Here is a 19,885-nt window from a genome sequence, read left to right on the forward strand (position 1 = left end):
GACCCCCGGAGTGCGCCGGGACTGGGACGTCAGCCGTGCGATCGGGGTGGCGGCAACGACGACTCGAGATTCGGTGGATGAGGCGCGGGACTGATCGAGCCCCTGGAGGCGCGTCGGGTCCTCATCACCGTGGGCTGGTCCAAGGACGGGACGAGCGGCCGTGGCCGTTCCGCGTCGCTGCGTTCGCCGACGGAGCGCTGCCCGGCATCGGGCCGGGCGGTCCTGCGCGGCGACGTGGATCGGTGACTCGGCGGAACTGCCGGCCACCCGGGAATACGAAGTCGACCTCCGCGGTGGCCGGGACCCGGCCACCGCGGAGGTGACGACCCGCAATTCAGCTGCAGTGCTCGAACTCGCTGTTGTACGCGTCGGTGCCGGTGGTGCCGCCCCACTTGACGCACTTGTCCGCGGCCGCCGCGGTGACCGGGCCCGCGAAGTACGAGAACGAGCCCGAGTCCGTGGTGCGCGCGGAGCCCTGGACCTCCAGGTACGCCGAGGTCGACGTGGCCGTGCCGGCCGAGGTGCTCTTCATCGTGCTGACGCAGTTCTTGCCGTTCGAGGCGTTGTACGACAAGTACACCGTGCCCGCCGTGCCGAGCGGGGCCGAGTCGATGACGCTGTAGCCGCCGCCGCAGGCCGGGGCGCCCAGGGCCGCTTCGGTCACCGTCGCGTAGCGGATCGTGTCGTTCGCGTGGAACTCCGGTCCCGCCTCGAACAGCACGCCGACCGACGACTGGGACAGCTGCACCATGTCGGAGTACGCCGCGTCCTGGTCCCACACGAGCAGGCTGCCCGCGGTGCCCGTCCAGTTGGCGCCTTCGTCGAACGACGAGTGCACCCGCAGCTCCTTGCGGCGGTCGCAAGTGGACGGTGCCGCGAACAGGATCCGGTTGTACTTGCCGCCGGTGTCCGTGGCGCTCATCCGGGCCGTCGAGCCCTCGACGGTCGGGGCGACGAGGTCGGTGGCGAAGGCGAACTTCGAGCTGAACGTCGCGCCGCCGTCGGAGCTGATCGCGAAGGCGCGGTTGCGCGTGCCGCCTTCGAGGCACTTGTTGCCGTCGTTCGCCTGGTTGCGGGCGGCGGCGTAGATCCGCCCGTCCTTCAGCTCGGTGACGCTGATCTCCTGCGGGTTCATCGCGCTCGACGCCGGCTGGTCGGTGGCCCCGCGGTGCCAGGTCGTGCCCTTGTCATCGCTGTAGACCAGCGCGCCGACGTTCGAGTAGCTCATGCCGGCCACGAGCCGCCCGGCGTGGGCGCCGCGGGTGAGCACGATCCCGTGCGACGGCCCTGTCGCCAGCCAGCCCGGTGCGCTCGCGAAACCGAGCTCCGTGGTCAGCACCTTCGGCGCACCCCACGTCTTCCCGTTGTCCTCGCTGATCGACACGCGCGGGATCCGGCCGCAGTCGGGATTGGTGTAGCACTGCATCGTCGACAGCAGCACCACCCGGTTGCTGCCCGGGATGACGATCGGCGCCGGGTTCCCCTTCGTGTCGCCGTTCGCCTTGATGACGGTCTGCAGGGCGCCCCACGTCTTGCCGCCGTCGGTCGACCGCTTCAGCACCAGGTCGATCTCGCCGAGATCGTTGCAGGTACTGGCGCCCCCGTTGCGGCCTTCGGCGAAGGCGAGCAGCGCGCCGTCGTTGGCCTTGACGACGGTGGGGATGCGGTAACAGTCGTGGCCTTCGGTGTTCTTGGTGAACACCAACGTGCTGGCGACGTCGGCCTGCGCCGTCGCGGCGCCGGTTACCGCGGGCACGGCCAGGGCGGCGCACCCCAGCAGCCCGGCCAGCAGGCTTCTGGTGATCCGGGTGATCTCCACGATTCTCCCTCGGGTCGTTCTACGTCCTACGTCTCGGCAGTAGCGTCGACCCGGCCCGTACAAGACCCGTACAACCCGGCGTATAACAACCTATACCTTGCCGGGAGGCGAATTTCAGGTGAACGCGGCCAGGGTGCCGAACCCCGTCGCCAGCACCAGAAGCGTGGACAGGAGACCCAGGAGCAGCGCGCGGCCGCCGCCGCGCAGCAGCGTGCCGAGCCGGACGGCGCAGCCGAGTCCGAACAGCGCACCGGCGAGCAGCAGGGTCGATGCGGTCTTCGCGACGTCGAGCACGAACGCCGGGACCAGACCCGTGCTGCGGAGCGCGACCATCGCGAGGAAGCCGAGGACGAACAGCGGCACGAGCGGCGTGCACCCGCCGCGGCGGGTGCGTTCGGTGGCGCCGACGAGCGCGACCACCGGCGCGAGCAGGACGACGCGGCTGAGCTTCACGACGATCGCGACCCCGACCGCGGCGGCGCCCGCGGGGCCGGCGGCCGCGACGACCTGGGCGACCTCGTGCACCGAGATCCCCGCCCAGCTGCCGGTCCGCACGGCGTCGAGGCCGAGCCACCGCGCGGTCAGCGGGAGCACGGCGAGGGCGAGACTGCCGTAGCAGGTGACGAGCGCGACGGCGGTCGCCACGTCGGAGTCCTCGCGGTCGACGACGCCCTCCATCGCCGCGATCGCCGACGCGCCGCAGATCGAGAACCCGGTGGCGACCAGCACGGCGAGCCCGCGCGGCACGCGGACCAGCCGGCCGAGGCCGAGCGTGCCGAGGAAGGTGACCGCCACCGTGAGCACCACGGCGGCGAGCGTGCCGGGGCCGAGCGCGAGCACCGCCGGCAGGGCGAGCTGGAGCCCGAGCAGGACGACACCCGCGCGGAGCAGGCGTTTCGTCACGCGCGCGACGGCACGGCGGTGCTCGTCGCCGAGGAACGGCGTGCTCCCGGCGACGATGCCCAGCACGACGGCGACGGTCAGCGCGCCCGCCACCGGCCACGCCGAGCTCAGCGCGTAGGCCGCGGCGACCCCGAGCCCGGTGAGCGCCAGGCCGGGGAGGAGGGGTTTCACCGTCGTCAGTGCCATGCTTCCAGCGTCGCCGCGGACGGGGGTTTCCGGTAGCCGCCGATGACGGCGGAGGTCATAGACTGAGGCTATGACCGGACCCGATCTCGACTCGCTGCGCCTGCTGGTATTGGTCGACGACCTCGGCAGCATCGGCCAAGCGGCCGCGGCGCTCGGGATCGCGCAGCCGTCGGCGAGCAAGCGCTTGTCCACTTTGGAACGTCAGCTGGGACTGTCCCTGGTGGACCGGACCCGGCGCGGCTCCGCGCTGACCCCGGACGGCCGGGTGATCGCCGGCTGGGCGCACCGCGTGCTGACCGAAGTGGACGGCCTGCGCACAGGGGCGGAGGCCCTGCGCACCCAGCGCGGCGCGCAGTTGCGGGTCGCGGCGAGCATGACGCTGGCCGAGCACTTCGTCCCAGCCTGGATCGGCGAGGTCAAGCGGACCGGGCCGGACACCTACGTCGGGCTCGAGGTGGTGAACTCCGAGCACGTCGCCGACCTCGTCACGCGTGGCCGCGTGGACCTCGGCTTCGTCGAGTCGCCGGGGCCGTGGCCGGGCCTGGCGACCCGCCGCGTGGCGGTGGACCGGCTCGTCGTCGTGGTGCCGCCCGGGCACCCCTGGGCGCGGCGCCGCCGTCCGCTCACCGCCGCCGAGCTGGCCGCGACGCCGCTCGTCGTGCGGGAGCCCGGGTCGGGGACCCGCGAGACGGTCGAGGCGGCGTTGCGCCGGGCCGGCGCGGGGCCGGTGCGGCCGCTGCTCGAGCTGGGTTCGGCGTCGGCGGTGCGGAACGCGGTGATCGCCGGGGCCGGGCCCGCGGTGATCAGCGACCTCGACGTCGTGCGGGAGGTGGCGGGCCGCCGCCTGGTGCCGGTGGCCGTGGACGGCGTCGACCTGGGACGGGTGCTGCGGGCGGTGTGGCCGGCGGGGCGACGGCTCGCGGGTCCGGCCGCCGAGCTGCTGACCTTGGCGGTCAAGTCCGGCTGAGGCGGGGCAGCGAACGGCCCCGCCTTGCCGTCGATCCAACGGCGATATATCGTGGGAATGTCGCCGATACGACTACGTGAAGGAGCCGAGCATGGAGATGAGCGCGGGAGCAGGACGGATGTTCGCCGGATTCGGGGGCGGCGGTCCCTTCGGCCACGGGCCCGCGGGGCACCACCCGGGCCACGACCACGGGCGCGCCGGACACGACCACCTGGGCCACGACCAGGGTTTTCCCGGGTACGGGTCCGCCGGGCACGACCACCTGGGCCACAACCAGGGTTTTCCCGGGCACGGGTCCGCCGGGCACCACCCGGGTCATGACCACGGGTTCCCCGGCTCCGAGGACTGGGACGGCGGCCCGGAGCTGGCGCGCGGCGGCCCGCCGGGCGGGTTCCCGCCGCCCCCGCCCCACCCGCCGCAGCCACCGGGCGGCCCCGGTGTTCCGGGTGGGCCCGGGGGCTTCCCCGGGTTTCCCGGCTTCCCGGGTGGCCCGGGATCGTTCGGCGGCCCCGGCGGCTGGGGCGGCGGCGGACCGTGGCAGCGGGTCCGCGAGTTCCGCGGCGGGCGGCCCGCGGCCCGTCCGGTGCGCCCGGCCGTGCTCGCCCTGCTGGCCGAGGAGCCGAGGCACGGCTACCAGCTGATGCAGGAGATCCGGCGCCGCACCCACGACCGGTGGCGGCCCAGCCCCGGCTCGGTCTACCCGATCCTGCAGCAGCTGGAGGACGAGGGCCTGGTCCACACGGTCGAGACGGGCGGCCGCCGGGTCGCCGAGCTCACCGACGCGGGCCGCGAGCACGTCGCCGGCCGCGAGGCCGAATTCGCCGCGCTGTGGGCCGAGCCGGAAGAGGAGCCCGGCGCCGACCGGTTCGCGGCACTCTGGCACGCACTCGGGGAGCTGTCCGGCGCCGCCGCCCAGGTCGGCCACAGCGGTACCGAAGCGCAGGTCGCCGAGGTGAAGAAGATCCTCGCCGACGCCCGCCGCCGCGTCTACGCGGTGCTCGCCGACGCGGGCCTGGAGGACGAGGACGCCTGACGCCCGGCGGGCGGGCCGTCCACTTCGGACGGCCCGCCCGCACCGGCCGGTAAGGTCGGATCGCATGGAAGAGAAGGACTTCGCCGCGCACCTGACGGCGACCATGACCGGCAGCGCCCTCACCATGCTGATCGGGGTCGGGCACCGCACCGGGCTCTTCGCGGCCGCCGCCCGCGGTCCCGCGACCAGCGCCGGGCTCGCCGGACGGGCCGGGCTCGAAGAGCGTTACGTCCGCGAATGGCTGGGTGCGATGGTCACCGGTGGCGTCTTCACCTACGACGCGGGCGAGTACACCTTCCCGCCGGAACACGCGAAGTTCCTGCTCGGCGAGACGGCGTCGAACCTGATGCCGTCGCTGCTGACGCTGTCGGCGTTCACCGGCATCCTGCCCGACCTGGAACGCGCGTTCGCCGAAGGCGGCGGCGTCCCGAGGTCGGCGTACGGGCCCCACCTCGAGACACTGGGCGCGAAGACCGGCGACAGCTGGAAGCACATCTACCGCGAGCACCTGGTGGACGGCTTCTTCGGCGCGGTCCCCGGCCTCAACGAGCGGCTGACGGCCGGGGCGCGCGTGCTCGACCTGGGCTGCGGCACCGGGAACGCCATCGCGGTCGCCGCCCGGGCGTTCCCCGCGTCGCGGTTCACCGGCCTGGACATCACCCCGAGCGTCGTCGAGCAGGCGCGGGAGACCACGGCCGGGCTGCCGAACGCCGAGTTCACCGTCGGGGACGCCGCCGAGCTGACCGCCGACCCGCCGTACGACGTCATCACCGCGTTCGACGCGATCCACGACCAGGACCGCCCCGGCGTCGTGCTGCGCCGGATCCGCGGCGCGCTGGCGCCGGACGGCCTGTTCTTCATGGTGGACACCAACTTCTCCAGCCACGTGGAGAAGAACGTCGGCAACCCGCTGGCCGCGCTGGGCTACTCGATCAGCCTGATGTACTGCACGACGACGTCCCTCGCCGAGGGCGGCGCCGCCCTCGGGGCGGTGTGGGGCACCGAAAAGGCGACGGAAATGCTGGCGGACGCGGGGTTCCGGCACGTCGACGTGCTCGGTTCCCCGCGTCCGCAGAACTGCATCTACGCCTGCCGGCCCTGACGGGTCACTGCTGGTACGGCGCCGCCGCGGCCTTGGCGGCGGTGATGAACGCACCCTTGTTCTTCGGCCAGAAGGTGCTGTCGACGCAGGTGTACTTCGGGAGGAACCCGCCGCAGGTGCCGCTCGAGCTGCCGACCTCGAACGTCACGCTGGCGACGCCGAGCACGCCGTAGGTGAAGTCGTCGGTGGTGCCGGTCGTGTCGTAGCCGACGGTCTCCTCGTTCGTGCCCACGAGGTAGCCGTTCGACGCCGAGTACTTCGCGCCGAGCCTGCGGTACTGGGCGTCGTTCGGCGAGGTCGCCTGCGTGAAGCCCCACGGGATGATGATGTCGTTGCCGTAGCTGTGCAGCGTGATCATCGTGCCCTTGGCGGTCGACGGCGCCGGGTCGTTGTCGCCGGTGCCGCGCTGGTCCGGGAAGATCGCGCGGGCGAGCTTCTCCAGCGCCTGGACCTCGGGCTCGGAACCGGCGCTCACGCCCTGGTAGGTCTCGGAGCAGGCGGAGTTGGAGTCCCCGCCCCACTTGAAGGTGGAATTGCGGTTGAGGTCGACGCCGATGTTCGTCCCGGTGCAGCTGCCGCGGGAGTTGTCGGCGTTCTTGCGCTGCAGCTTGGGCGAGTTGCCGCCGGAGGCGACGATGTCGACGCCGTCGGGGTTGGCGATCGGCACCACCCACACTTCGGTGGTGTCCAGAATGGACTTCGCGGTGGCGTCGGTGGCGTAGCCGTCGGCGAGGTAGTCGATCCAGCGCCAGGCGAGCTCGCCGGTGGACAGTTCGCGCGCGTGGATCTGGCCCATGATGAAGAACTTCGGCTTCGGCGACGTCGTCGACAGCGTGCAGTCGCCGGCCTGCTTCTTCGTCAGGCAGATGGCCTGGATGTCGTGCCCGCCCTGGCCCTTCGTCTTCTTCCACGACTGGCCGATCGTGTACTTCGTGGCCAGGTCGGGGTGCGCGGAGGCGACCTGCGCGAGGTGGTTCTCGTGCGCGGTGACGGTGCGGTACCCGCCGTAGAAGGTGTCGGCGGCGACGGCGCTGGGCTGCGCGGCCGGGAGTTCCTTGTAGACGGTGTCGAAGAACGACGGCCGGTAACCCAGCGCCCGCAGCTTCGCGGCGACGGCCTGCCCGCCGACGACGTTGACGGTGCCGGCGTCGCCCTCTTCGACGTCGTAGCCGGCTTCGGTCAGCGCCTGCGCCTGCGCGGCGGTGGCCGGCACGCGCCAGAACACGGGCGTGTCCGCCGCCTGCGCGGTGGCGGTGCCGCCGAGCACGGTGGTGAGCAGGACACCGGTGGCCGCGCACGCGAGCCGGGACAGGGACCTTGACGCCATCGGGGGATCTCCTCACGGCCGCACGGATGGACGACCGGCGCGGACCGCGAGCCCACGGTCACCGAACCGGCACGCACAGTGTGTCGGCCCGGGACAAACCCGGCACACCCCCGAAAGTCGCGAAACCACCCCGCGCCACCGCATCGGGTACCCGGGGCTCGCACGACCGGAGGTGGCGCGCACACGACCGGGGCCGGTCACTCGGTGACCGGCCCCGGTTTTCCGTCGCGAACTACTTCTTCAGGCCGTGTTCGATGGCCTCGATGATCCGCGGCCGCAGCTCCGCCGCGCTGATGATCGCGTCCACCGAACCCACCTCGACCGCGCGCTGGATGCTGTGCACCCGGTCGAACTCCGCGGCCACCTCGCCGACCTTCTCCGCCCGGACCGACGACTGGACCTCCGCGAGCCGGGCGTTCAGCGCCGCACGGTCGGCGCCGCCGGCCGCCGCGACCCGGGCCTGCAGCTCGGTCACCCGCGGGTCGTTGGCCGTGCGGTTGTTCACCTCGCCGGAGAACACCACCGCCGCCGCCGGGGCGCCGCCCAGCACCGAGGCGAACGAGCCCTCCAGCGCCAGCACCGTCATGTTCGGGTTGAGCGCCTTGGAGAACACCACGAACGCGCCGCCGTGGTAGCGGGAGATCACGCAGAACACGATCGGGCCCTCGAAGTTGACGATCGCCCGGCCGATCTCCGCGCCGTACTCCAGCTGCAGCTTCCGCAGCGACTCCGGCGACCCGTCGAAGCCGGAGAGGTTCGCGAGCACGACCAGCGGCCGGTTGCCCGACGCCGCGTTGATCGCCCGCGCCGTCTTCTTGGACGACCGCGGGAACAGCGTGCCCGCCGTGTAGGTGTCCGGCCCGTCGGTGGGCGGGAAGCCGCGGCGGGGCACCGAGCGCGACTCGATGCCGACGAGGCAGACCGGCCACCCGCCGATGTGCACGTCCTGGACCGCCGACGTGTCCGCGTCGGCCATGCCCGCCCAGCGTTCCAGTACCGGGTGGTCCTGGTCGGACACCGCGCGCATCACCGTGCGGATGTCGAACGGCTTCTTGCGGTCCGGGTTGTGCTCGGCCGAGAAGATCTCGCCGACGGTGGTGAAGTCGCTGCCGGCGATCGCGTGCGGGTACGACGAGACGTCGCGGCCGGCCGGGTCGGTCGTGGCCGCCTTCCGCGGCCCGGTCTCGCCCGGGACGACGTAGGTGTGGTCGTAGTGCGCCATCAGCACGTCGCGGGCGGCCGGGAGGTTCGGCGCCCAGTACTGCGCCTGGCCGTTGGGGCCCATGACGCGGTCGTAGCCGCCGATGCCGAAGTTGTCCTCGGCCGACACGCCGCCGGAGAAGTCCAGCGCCTGCTTGCCGGTGAGCACCATCGCCGAGTCCGGCGTCATCACCAGGATGCCCTTGGTGTGCATGAGCATCGTGGCTTCGGCGTTCCAGTACGGCTGGGCGCCGACGTTGATCCCGCCGACCACGATGTTGATCTCGCCGCCGTCCTGGGTGAACGTGACGATCCGCTTGAGCGCCGCGGCGACCCAGTCCATGTTCTCGGTGCCCGAGGACATCGAGATCCGCGCGCCCGCCGACACCGCGAACCACTCCAGCGGCACCCGCATCCGCTCGGCCAGGTCGAGCGCCGCGATCACGCGCGAGCACTCCGGCTCCGACAGCGCGCCCAGCGCCTTCGTCGGGTCGCCGAGCAGCGCGACGCGGGTGACGCCTTCGGGGTGCCGCTCGGTCCGCGTCGTCACGACGCCGGCGACGATCGCCGCGGTGTTCTTGCCCTTCGGCCGGTCCACCGGGACCAGCACGCCGGACTCGTCCAGGTCGTGTTCGACGAAGGAGCCGTCCGGCCCGGCCAGCAGGCCGGTCAGCTCGTACGGGTAGACGGTGCCGCGCCGGGCCGCGCGCAGCACCTTCAGGCGGTACTCGTCGAGGGGCTGCACGGGCTCGGTCGAGGGCGCTCCGACGTGCAGCCGCGCGCCGTGCCCGGCGTCGAAGGTGATCCGGACGGCGAGCTCGGTCGGCTTGTCCGCGTCGGTGCGCCGGCGGGCCAGGAACTGGACCTCCTCGAGCCCGGCACCCACCGAGGTCGGCAGGATGCGGTGGACGAGCGTGTTCAGTTCCTCGGTGGTCAGGTCCGTCGACGGCCAGACGTACATCATGATCCGGTTGGTGTCGAACCGCTTGTTCTGCGGCCGCTGCGCCTGGATGTTCCGGATCGCGTCGAGGCAGGCGGTGACCGCGTCCTCGAGGGCGGGCAGGGCCACCAGCCGGCCGTCGGCCTCGCGCAGCGGCGTCAGGTCGCGGACCTGGCCCATCGCGATCAGCCGCTCGTCGGCCGGGTTGGACTTCGCCACGGCCTTGAACAGGTAGATCTCCTCGTCCGCCGACGGCAGCCGGGTGAGGTCGAACTCGCGCAGCCGCTGCAGCTGCAGCCGCCGTGCGATCTGCGGGTGCAGGCCGCGGATCAGCCGGTCCTCCGCGAAGCCCGCGCCGTCGCGCCGGAAGGTGAAGTGGTGGTGCATCACCGCGCCGCCGGTGCCGGCCACGGTGACCACGACCCGGTGGACGCTCTCCGGCAGCGGGTGCTCGGCCAGCAGCGTGGCGAGCCGCGCCGCGGTCGCGTCGACGTCCGGCTGGTCCTCCCAGCGCAGGTACAGGTCGGCGACCACGCCTTCGGTGGCCACTTCGCCGAGCGCGCGGAGGGCGCCGGGCAGGGCGGCGATGTCGACGGCGGTGGTGACCAGCGGCAGCACGCCTTCGGGGGTGTCCAGCCCGGCGGTCAGCCACCGGTGGCCACCGGCGTCGCGCACGGCGACCCCGGACAGCCGTCGGTTGCCGTAGTACCGGCGGGTCAGCACCTCCAGCAGCGGCGCGTGGTCGCGGCCGGGCCGCCCGATCCGCTGCCCGATCAGCCGGACCAGGGGCTGCGAGCCGGTGATCATGGCCTGGATCCGGTCCGCGCGGTCCGGCGCGTCCGGGTTCTGGTCGAGGTACCGCAGCTCGGTGCGGACGGCGGCGTAGACCTCGGCGCGGTGGCGGCGCAGCAGCGGCTGGGCGAACCAGCGGAACACGACGCCGCGGGCCAGGTCGGACACCGCGGGGAAGCGCACCTGCGTGGCCTCGACCAGGTGCTCCAAGGTGAGCCCGGCGCGCTCGCCGAGCGACTCCGCCGGCGGGGCCCCGGCCAGCCACTGCCGCAGCAGCTCCGAGACGACGGCGACGTCGGCCGTCATCCGCTGCTGCGCGAGGAAGATCCGGAAGACCGCGGACTCCAGCTCGGGCGTGCGGTCGAGGTCGGCGACCCCGTAGTGCGCGAGCACGCGGCGCAGCTTCGCCTGGAAGCCCTCGGTGACGCCGGCGCGCTCGACGTCGAGGCTCTGCAGGTAGCTGTGGAAGAACTCGCGCGGGCTGTGCACCGGGCCCTCCGGCTCGGCGTCGAGCTCGCCGCCCGGGGTGTTCCGGCTCAGCTCGGACAGGTCGGCGAAGACGGTGAGCAGTTCCCGCTCGCCTTCGACCGCACGGTTGCCCAGCTCGGCCCGCGCCTCGAGGTAGGCCGCCAGGAGCCGCTTGCGCTCGGCCGGGTCGACGTCGAAGCCGAGCAGCAGGCTCCGCAGGTCCTGGAGGCCGCGTTCGACGCGGTCGGCCGCGGACACGCCGGCCGGCGCGGCCGGCAGGTCGATCTCGACCGTCTCGCCGCTGTCGGCGGCCTCTTCCTCGGCGCCGTCGGCCAGCGGTTCGAGACGCATCAGCGGCGCGCCGGTCTCGACCTGGCTGCCGACCGAAACCGGGCATTCGCGGACGCGGGCGCGGAACGGCGCGCGCAGCACCGTCTCCATCTTCATGCTCTCCAGCACGAGGATCGGCGCGTTCGCCTCGACCTCGTCGCCGACGGACAGCGGCGTCGCGACCACCAGCGCGGGCGCGGGGGAGCGGACGACGCCGCCCTCGTCACGGCTGACGCGGTGGGTGACACCGTCGACCTCGACGAGGTGGATGGGGCCGTGGGTGGCCGAGATCAGGCGGAAGCGCCGCCCGTTGACCAGGATCCGGCCGCTGTGGGCGTCGAACCGGTCGATCTCGACGTCGGCGTGGTGCACGTCCGAGCCGCCGGCCGAGATGCCGACGCGGAAGCGCGTCCGGCCCGCGCGGGCCACGCTGACGCGGTAGCCGACGCCGCGGAGCTTGAGGTCGAGCGGGCGGAGGGTCTCGTGCTGGACCTGCGGGCGCCCGCCGTGCGCGGTGGCCAGCAGCCGCTGGACGGAGACCTCCTCCTCGTCCTGGTAGGCCTCGATGGCGGCCGCGGCGAGCGCGATCGCGGAGTGCCGGTGGGTGACCAGGCGGCCCTCGCCGCGGACGCGGTCGATCCAGCCGGTGTCGGCGCTCGCGTCGATCACCTCGGGCTGGGCGAGCAGGTCGAGCACGAAGCTCTTGTTGGTCGCGCCGCCTTCGATGATCACGGTGGTCTCGGCCATCGCGCGGCGCAGCCGGCCCAGCGCCTCGTCGCGGTCGCGGCCGTAGGCGATGACCTTGGCGATCATCGAGTCGAAGTCGGCGGGGATCGTGTCGCCCTCGCTGACGCCGGTGTCGACGCGGATGCCGGGGCCGGCGGGCAGGGCCAGCCGCGCGATGCGGCCGGGGGAGGGGGCGAAGTCGCGGTCGGGGTCTTCGGCGTTGAGCCGCGCCTCGACGGCGTGGCCGCTCTCGAGCGGCTGCTCGCCTTCGAGCTTGCCGCCGCCGGCGACGTGCAGCTGCAGCTTGACCAGGTCGGTGCCGGTGGTGATCTCGGTGATCGGGTGCTCGACCTGCAGCCGGGTGTTGACCTCGAGGAAGGCGAAGAGCTTCTCGCCGGGGTGGTACAGGAACTCGACGGTGCACGCGCCGCGGTAGCCGACGGCCACCGCGAGCCGCTCGGCCGACGCCTTCAGCTCGGCGGTCTGCGCCGGCGACAGGACGGGGGAGGCGGACTCCTCGATGATCTTCTGGTTGCGCCGCTGCACCGAGCAGTCGCGGACGCCGAGCGCCCACGCCGTCGCGCCGTCGGAGATCACCTGGACCTCGACGTGCCGGGCGCCGGTGACCAGGCGCTCCAGGAACACGACGCCGGAGCCGAACGCGCGCAGCGCCTCCTGGCTGGTGCGCTCGTAGGCGTCGGCCAGCTCGCCGGCGGAGGAGACCTTGCGGATGCCGCGCCCGCCGCCGCCCGCGGTCGCCTTGAGCATCAGCGGGTAGCCGATCCGCTCGCCGGCGCTCAGCGCGTCTTCGAGGGTGGCGACCTCGCCGCGGCTCCACGGCGCGACCGGCACGCCGACCTCTTCGGCGATCAGCTTCGCGCCGATCTTGTCGCCGAGCTTGCGCATGGCGTCGGCGCTCGGCCCGACGAAGGTGACGCCGACCTTCTCGCACAGCTCGGCGAAGGCCGGGTCCTCGGCGACGAAGCCCCAGCCGACCCACGCGGCGTCGGCCTTCGTCTCGACCAGCGCCTGCTCCAGCTTGGCCAGGTCGAGGTAGGGGCGCGCCGAAGCCGGGCCCAGGTCGTAGGCCAGGTCGGCCTCACGGACGAAGGTCGCCGTGCGGTCCGCGTCGGTGTAGAGGGCGACCGTCTCGATCCGCGTCCCGGTTTCCGCCGACAGGTCCCGGACGGCGTGGATGAGCCGCATCGCGGCCTCTCCGCGGTTGACGATGGCGACACGACTGAACACCGGCTGAGCCTCCCAAGTACCCACGCACAGAAGGCGACGCACCTGGTCCGGAGCGTCGCCTGCACCTGTCTACACCCTGCTGGATTACCGCCGGGTAGACCAATGTCCGCCATGGCGCATGCCGAGGCGGCTGCGTTGTGGGAACCCCACAAAAAGCGACCCGCGCCACACTGCCGGGGCCCGGTTTCGCGCGAGGTCTGCCACAAAGCACACCGCGCAGCCTACGGCCTGGGAAACATCCGGTGACGGGGAAGTGGTCAGGAGGCCAGCAGGACGTCGGACTCCAGCACCTGACCCAGTTCGCGGCGTTCGGCTTCCGACAACGGGACGGCGGCGACGCTGCACCGGCCGTCGGGGCCGGGCGCGGTGGTGACGGCCAGCACGGACCGCCCGTCGATCTCGCGCAGCGTGACGCGGCCGCCGCAGGAGAGGTCCACGGTGACGCCGGGGCGTTCGCGATGCCGGCCCAGCCAGCGGCTGACGAAGTCGAAAGTCATCGCGGTCTCCCCTCGGTACGGGCACTACCCCTCGAAGCACAAGTGGTCCTTGGTGATGCCCCGGATACCTCGGGTTTACACCCGATCGTGGCGAAGAGGTCAGCGGGGCCCGGCCGCGGCCATCACGGATTTCGCCGCGTCGGGCCAGTTTCCGCCGGTCACGACGGTCGTGTCGCTGATGACGACGTTCGTGCCGAGGTTCTTCACGACGGTGTTGTCGGTGAAGTTGCCGTGGACGGTGATGTCGTGGATGGTCGGCGTCCACATGCCCACCCAGCGGCCGGTCGGGTTGCTCACCACGTTGTCGTGGGTGTCCCAGTACGCACTGCCTTCGTCGTGGTAGAGCATGTTGTTGTTGTGGGGTGCGTCGTGGACCCAGTTGCCCGCGGTGACCGATCCGGCGGCGCCGTCCTGGCCGCCGAGGGTGTAGATGGGGCCGCCGTCGAGCAGCGTGCGCATCACGTCGTGGATGTCGTTGCCGAGGATGCGGTTGCCGCCGGAGTAGATCGTGCCGCGCCGGCAGGCGGTCAGGCCCTGCTTGGCCTGCAGTTCGCACCGCGACGCCCAGCCCCAGCCCCACCCGAGCGAGAGGCCCGAATAGGGCGTTTCGGCGATTTCGTTGTGCGCCAGGGTGGTGCGCCTGCCGTGTCCGGCCCAGATGCCGACGGCGTCGTGGTAGTCCTGCCCGACCCGCGTGATCGTGTTGTCCGCGACGGTCGTGTCCAGCGTCATGCGGGCGGGGTCGGTGAGGTAGTAGTCGTCGACCTCGCCGATCGCGACGCCGCCCGCGGAGGTGTCGGTGACGGTGTTGCGCGTGACCCGGGCGTTCTGCGTGCCGTCGGCGAGCGCGAGCCCGGCGCCGCCGAGCTGCCGGAAGGTGCTGCCGCTGATCGTGACGTCCCGGCCGCGGTGGATTTCGAGGGCGGCGGGTGGCCGGATCGGCGCGTGCGGAGCGGCGGCCGCCCACTGGACGCCCGCCTGGTTGTCGAGGTAGCCGTCGCGGGAGGGCAGCGTCCACGTCGTCCCGGTGAACGTGAGCCCGCTGAAGCTCAGGTCGTGCGCCGGCCGCACCGCGTCCGGGACGACGACGAAGGCGTCGACCTGGAAGAACCGGTCGCTCCGGCTGGTCAGCGTCACCGTGTGCCTGCCCTTCGGCAGGTCCTTGACCGCGTAGACGACCTGTTGCGCGAGCCGCACGGTCCCGGCTTCGGTGAGCGGCCGCGGATCCGGCGCGCCGTCGACGGTCGCGGTGAACGCGCCTTGGTCGGTGTTCGTCTCGGCCAGCACGTCGAGGCCGGTGCCGGTGAAGGTGTAGCTGACCGAAGCGCCCGCGGTCTTCGTGACGTGCACGCCGTCCTGGTAGTCGCCCAGCCGACGGTTCGCGGACGTCGTCCAGCCGCCGTGGTAGACCGCCGTGTCGTCGTCGGCCGGTGCCAGGTGGCCGGGGGTGCCCTCGGCTTTCACGAGCGTCTCCAGCAGGGGCAGCTCGACGTCGGCCTTCGCCGGGTCCTGGCCGGGCAGCGGGATGTAGGACAGGCGCCCGGCCGCGCGGTCGAGGTACCACTGCCCGGGCCGGGTGAGGAGCTCGGGCGCGTTTTCGATCCAGCTGACGCCGTCGAGCTTCGGGAGCCCGTTGCCGTTGAAGGGGAACTGCCGGTTGACGACGGCGGTGTTGTTGTTGAGCCAGCAGTCCGGCCGCACGGTGAGCGCGGATCCGGTGCCGTCGCGGGTGATCGACGTCAGCGGGCAGCGCAGGTGCTTCCACTTGTTCTCCCGCACCACCTCGACGTCCTGCTGGTTCGTCAGTGCGGCGAAGGACGGGTCCGGGGTGGTGAAGCCGGTCGCCGTGACCGTGAAGGCCGCGGGGTCGAGCGCGGTGCGGGCGCGTTCGGCGCGGACGCCGTCGACGAACAGCTGCCGGGTGTCGGTGCCCGCGGGCACGCTCGCCGTGTAGACGTTCCGCGCGGCGTCGGTGCGGGTGAACCCGGTGACGCGGCGGGCGCCGGTGAGGACGGGCGTCTCGCCCGGGGCCGCGCGGAACGCGACCTTCGCCGTGGTCGGGGGCAGGTCGAGGGTCCTGGTCAGGCGGTAGGTGCCGCCGCGCAGGAGGACCGTGACGTCGCCGCGTTCTTTCGCGAGCCGCTGGGAAGCGCTTTCCAGCGCGCACGGCCGGGGTGCCGAGCAGGCGGCGCCGTGGCCGTCCGGGGCCACGACGAGAGTCCGGCCGGGAGCGGCGTCCGCGGGCGCGGCGACGGTGACGCCCAGCAGGAGCAGTGCGGTGCCGAGGGCCGCGCCCCGTCGTCCGAAGTCCATGACGGCGACGCTGACACCTCATACATCAGATGTCAACGCGCACTTCTGGCTTAGACAGGCGATTTGCTGCGGAAACAGGGGAATACATCGGATGAATGTGTCGATGAGCGGGACGGGGAACGGGCCGGTACCCCCCCGACGAGGTGCCGGCCCGTTCCGGCTCGCGTCAGCGCAGGGGCGCCTCGACGACGTACCGCTTCGCGAGCCCCGCGCCGCAGTCCACCTCGACGGTCCGGCGGACGACGTGCGTCCCGTCGTCGCCGCGCAGCGCGTAGCCGACGGCCGTCGAGTCCGGGATCGTGCGGACTGCGGCGGGCACGCGGCCGCCGGCGGCCAGCCGGCGCAGCAGACGCTGCAGCGGCGCGTCCAGTGCTTCGTCCACAGTGGACGGCGAGCGGGTGGCCTCGCGGGCCGAGGGCGGTGCGGTGGGCGCGCTCTCGGTCAGCCGCTCGACCTCGCGGGTGGCGTCGACGATCGTCGTCACCGTGCCCGCGCCGTCGATGCCCACCCGGACCTCGCCCAGGCCGGGCGTGACGACCGGGTGCCCGTCGACCAGCTGCGTGAACACCACGTGGGTCTCGCGCACCCGCGGGTCGGCGACCTCGCCGGCCGTGCCGCCCGCGTGGTACTGGTGGCGCACCTTGTCCGCGACCAGGTCGACGCGGTCGGCCAGGCCGAACGTCTCGACGGCGTCCTGGGCGATCCGGACCGCTTCGGCGGCGCTCGGCGCGTCCCGGCCGGTGCCGTCCGCGTCGGCGAAGGTGATCTCGCGGACGCCGCGGGAGTCGATGCTCAGCCGCGGCCCGCCCTGTTCGGCCCCCAGCACGACGCCGTGCGGGCCCAAAGCGTCCTCGGGCAGCCCGCCGTCGAGCCGGACGCCGTAGTGCCCGGCCAGCTCGCTCAGGCGGGCCGGCGAGAGCCGGTGCGGGGCGAACCGGGCCGTCCGCGGCGAGTCCGGCAGCTCCAGCCGCGGCGGGCTGATGCTCTTGGCGGCGTCGTACCAGGTCCACCACCAGTAGTTCTTCGACGCGGCGGCGGTCGAGAAGGTGCCTTCGTTCCACAGCCGGTCCTGGGCCTCGGCCTGCGTCGCCCCGCACGCGACGGCCGACGGCGCCTGGTGGTGGTCGATGTCCCACGACGCGTCCAGCCACGCCTTGCTGAACTTGTGGCCGTTGGCGTTCCACTTGGTGAAGAAGTAGGCGCCGTAGTGCGGGCTGTCGACGCTGGTGGTCTCGAAGCCGAAGATCATCCGCAGGCCCAGGTTCGCCGCGTCCCACGTGCGGATGGGGCTGTTGCCGTCGCCGATGCGCAGGGACAGGCAGGTGGAGAAGAACAGGTAGCGCGCGACCTCGTTGCCCAGCCGCATGTCGGGGGAGCTCGCCCACGCCGCCCCGCTCCAGGTGCCGCCCATCGGCATCCAGAAGACGCCGTTGCCGTCCATCGTCCCGTGGCCGGAGTGGTACTCGGCGACGCAGGCGTCGAAGCCGTAGGTGCCCTGCCAGTCGTCGTACTGCTCGCCGTAGATCCAGGACAGCACGCCGCCGTCCTGGTACCAGAAGTTCGGCGCCGCGAACTGTTTGACGTAATTGTAGAAACCGCCCGCGTCCTCGTGGGTGGCGGAGAGGTCGGTGATTCCCGGCGGGAAGTCCTCGATGGAACAGACGCCGTACCGGTTCGCCCCGCGATCGGCGGCGATCCCGCCGGCAGCGAACGGATCGTCCGAGGTCAACGGCCGCGCCGCGGCCGGTGCGCCCGGTGGTGCGGTCACCGCGCCGTTCTTGAGCAGTGCCATGGTTCCTCCCCGTGGATGTCCTGTTCGAGCGATTCGACGCTACGCGCCGAGGTGGGGAAAACTTTCGGATACATCTTTTTGCCACACCTTCAGCGCAATTTTTTCAGGGCTGCACCGATTCCGTGAACCATTCCCGGACGGGGTGGGGAACCGGTCAGCCGGAACCGGCCACTGTGGACACCCGGCGCCGGGGTCGATGGGCGCCGCCCCCGGTTTCCACGCTACCGGTGGCCACCGACAAAACCGGGTGCGCCGTTCATGAGGTGCCGCGGACTCCGGTGCGCGGTCATGATGGCCCGATGAAGCTCGGGGACTTGGCGGCGGCCGCGCGGGAGCTCTTCTCCGCGAAACTCGTCTACGGCGAACCGGTGGAACGCGACGGCGTCGTCGTCATCCCGGCCGCTGCCGTGTTCGGTGGTGGCGGTGGCGGCGACTCGGACGCGCTGCCGGTGCGGGAGGGCGCCGGGTTCGGGGTATTCGCCCGGCCCGCCGGCGCCTTCGTCCTCCGGGACGGCGGGGTGGCCTGGGTGCCCGCCACCGACGTCACGCGGCTCGGGCTGGCCGCCGCCGTCGCCGTCGTCGCCCTCGCCAAGGTGCTGCGGACCAGGGCCTGATCAGGATCCGTCGAAAGTTCACCGCCGGTTCTTGTCCGCGTTCGCGTTGCTGACCTAGCGTCGGGTCGTCTTTCGATGCGGAGGTACGCATGAGTTCTGGGGACTTCAGCCGGCGGACGCTGCTGCGCGCGGGCGGGGTGGCGGCGGCCGGGGCGGCTGGGGCGGCCTTGGGGACGCTGCCCGGCGTCGCGTTCGCCGACCAGCCGGGCGGCACCGGCAGCCAGACCCGGACCGTCTCCGGCACGTTCCGGCCGGACGTCCCGGACTGGTACTACCTGCCCGTCGACGTCCCGCGCGGGGTGCGCCGCATCGACGTCGTCTACTCCTACGACAAGCCGCCCGTCCCCGCCGGCACCCGCGGGAACGCCTGCGACATCGGCATGTTCGGGCCCGAGGGCCACGACCTGGGCAACGCCCGCGGCTTCCGCGGCTGGTCCGGCGGCTTCCGCGACCGGTTCTCGATCAGCGCGTCCGAGGCCACGCCCGGCTACCTCGCCGGGCCGATCAAGCCCGGCCGGTGGCACGTCGTTCTCGGCCCGTACACCGTCGCGCCGCAGGGCCTGAACTACCGGGTGGACATCACGCTCACCTTCGGCCCGGACGGCGCGCCGTTCCAGCCGAACCCGGCGCCGGAGACCGCGCCCGCCCGCGAAAAGGGCCGGGCCTGGTACCGCGGCGACAGCCACCTCCACACCGTGCACTCCGACGGCCGCCGCACCCCGGAGCAGCTGGTCGCCGACGCCCGCGCGGCCGGCCTCGACTTCATCGTCTCCACCGACCACAACACGTCGAGCTCGCAGCTCGTCTGGGGTGACTACGCGACCGACGACCTGCTGATCCTCAACGGCGAAGAGGTGACGACGCGGTCCGGGCACTGGCCCGCCATCGGCCTGCCCGCCGGGACCTGGATCGACTGGCGCTACCGCGCGGCCGACCCGCGGGACTTCCGCCGGTTCACCGACCAGGTGCACCGGGCCGGCGGCCTGGTCACCGCCGCGCACCCGTTCGCCAACTGCTTCGGCTGCACCTACGAGTTCGCGTACGAGATCGCCGACCTGGTCGAGGTGTGGAACGGCCCGTGGACCCAGGACGACGAAGCGAGCGTCATCCACTGGGACGGCCTGCTGCGCGGCGGCCGGTTCATCCCGGCGATCGGCGACTCCGACGCGCACAACCCGGACCAGCGGGTCGCGCTGCCGCACACCGTCGTCCTCGCCGACCGGCTGCGCCGCCAGGAGCTCCTGGCCGGGCTGAAGGCGGGACGGTCGTGGCTGGCCGAGTCGTCGGCCGTGCAGCTCGACTTCACCGTCTCCGGCGGTGGCGCCACCGCGGGCATCGGCGACCGGCTCCCGGCGGGCACCGGCACCCCGGTGACCGTGCGGGCCGTCGTCGGCGGCGTGCCGGGCACCACGGTCACGTTCCTCGACCAGCTCGGCCCCGAGCACACCGAGACCGTCGGCGACTCCGGCGCGGCGACCGTCACGTGGACGACCTACCCCCGCTACAGCCGCTGGGTCCGGGTCGAGGTCCGGCGCCCGTCCGGCGGTCCGAACACGACGGTGCCGAACGCGATGGTGGCGATGACCAACCCGATCTTCCTCGGCGCCGGCCGCTGAACCCCGGCCCGG

Annotated in this window: 12 protein-coding genes; 5 read left to right on the forward strand and 7 right to left on the reverse strand. The window is 72.7% G+C overall.

Going from position 1 to position 19,885, the window contains the following annotated elements; translation table 11 throughout:
* Window positions 1-334 precede the first annotated feature (334 nt).
* Both ACH54P_RS01730 and ACH54P_RS01735 read right to left on the reverse strand, forming a co-directional pair.
* The gene (locus tag ACH54P_RS01730; protein ID WP_489910521.1) at window positions 335-1,819 is read right to left on the reverse strand and encodes a sialidase family protein; all 1,485 of its coding nucleotides are present in this window, start codon (window positions 1,817-1,819) and stop codon (window positions 335-337) included.
* A 114-nt stretch (window positions 1,820-1,933) separates the two neighbouring features.
* Complete coding sequence (locus ACH54P_RS01735; protein WP_489910522.1) at window positions 1,934-2,908, reverse strand: YeiH family protein; 975 nt, start codon at window positions 2,906-2,908, stop codon at window positions 1,934-1,936.
* Between the two features lie 70 nt (window positions 2,909-2,978).
* Here ACH54P_RS01735 and ACH54P_RS01740 point away from each other — a divergent pair, with 70 nt between their 5' ends.
* From ACH54P_RS01740 to ACH54P_RS01750, 3 genes are all read left to right on the forward strand, one after another.
* Entirely contained in the window at window positions 2,979-3,875 is an 897-nt protein-coding gene (locus ACH54P_RS01740) for a LysR family transcriptional regulator (RefSeq protein ID WP_489910523.1), read from the forward strand.
* A 91-nt stretch (window positions 3,876-3,966) separates the two neighbouring features.
* Entirely contained in the window at window positions 3,967-4,908 is a 942-nt protein-coding gene (locus ACH54P_RS01745; RefSeq protein WP_489910524.1) for a PadR family transcriptional regulator, read from the forward strand.
* Window positions 4,909-4,972: 64 nt separating this feature from the next.
* Complete coding sequence (locus tag ACH54P_RS01750) at window positions 4,973-6,010, forward strand: class I SAM-dependent methyltransferase (protein ID WP_489910525.1); 1,038 nt, start codon at window positions 4,973-4,975, stop codon at window positions 6,008-6,010.
* A gap of 4 nt (window positions 6,011-6,014) precedes the next feature.
* Here the strand turns inward: ACH54P_RS01750 and ACH54P_RS01755 are convergent, their stop codons facing one another.
* The 5 genes from ACH54P_RS01755 to ACH54P_RS01775 all read right to left on the reverse strand — a co-directional run bounded on the left by ACH54P_RS01755 (window position 6,015) and on the right by ACH54P_RS01775 (window position 17,643).
* Window positions 6,015-7,337 (reverse strand): M14 family zinc carboxypeptidase, encoded by a 1,323-nt coding sequence (locus ACH54P_RS01755; protein ID WP_489910526.1) that lies wholly within the window; start codon window positions 7,335-7,337, stop codon window positions 6,015-6,017.
* 232 nt (window positions 7,338-7,569) lie between these two features.
* Window positions 7,570-13,041, reverse strand: a complete 5,472-nt coding sequence (locus tag ACH54P_RS01760) for an ATP-binding protein (protein ID WP_489910527.1) — start codon at window positions 13,039-13,041, stop codon at window positions 7,570-7,572.
* A 257-nt stretch (window positions 13,042-13,298) separates the two neighbouring features.
* Entirely contained in the window at window positions 13,299-13,538 is a 240-nt protein-coding gene (locus ACH54P_RS01765; RefSeq protein ID WP_489910528.1) for a hypothetical protein, read from the reverse strand.
* Between the two features lie 99 nt (window positions 13,539-13,637).
* Entirely contained in the window at window positions 13,638-15,851 is a 2,214-nt protein-coding gene (locus ACH54P_RS01770; RefSeq protein WP_489910529.1) for a hypothetical protein, read from the reverse strand.
* Window positions 15,852-16,017: 166 nt separating this feature from the next.
* Window positions 16,018-17,643, reverse strand: a complete 1,626-nt coding sequence (locus tag ACH54P_RS01775) for a DUF6345 domain-containing protein (protein WP_489910530.1) — start codon at window positions 17,641-17,643, stop codon at window positions 16,018-16,020.
* Window positions 17,644-17,942: 299 nt separating this feature from the next.
* Here ACH54P_RS01775 and ACH54P_RS01780 point away from each other — a divergent pair, with 299 nt between their 5' ends.
* Both ACH54P_RS01780 and ACH54P_RS01785 read left to right on the forward strand, forming a co-directional pair.
* Window positions 17,943-18,257, forward strand: a complete 315-nt coding sequence (locus ACH54P_RS01780; RefSeq protein ID WP_489910531.1) for a hypothetical protein — start codon at window positions 17,943-17,945, stop codon at window positions 18,255-18,257.
* 89 nt (window positions 18,258-18,346) lie between these two features.
* The gene (locus ACH54P_RS01785) at window positions 18,347-19,873 is read left to right on the forward strand and encodes a CehA/McbA family metallohydrolase (protein WP_489910532.1); all 1,527 of its coding nucleotides are present in this window, start codon (window positions 18,347-18,349) and stop codon (window positions 19,871-19,873) included.
* The last annotated feature ends 12 nt before the right edge of the window (window positions 19,874-19,885 follow it).

Source organism: Amycolatopsis sp. N2S4-7, from assembly GCF_058119595.1.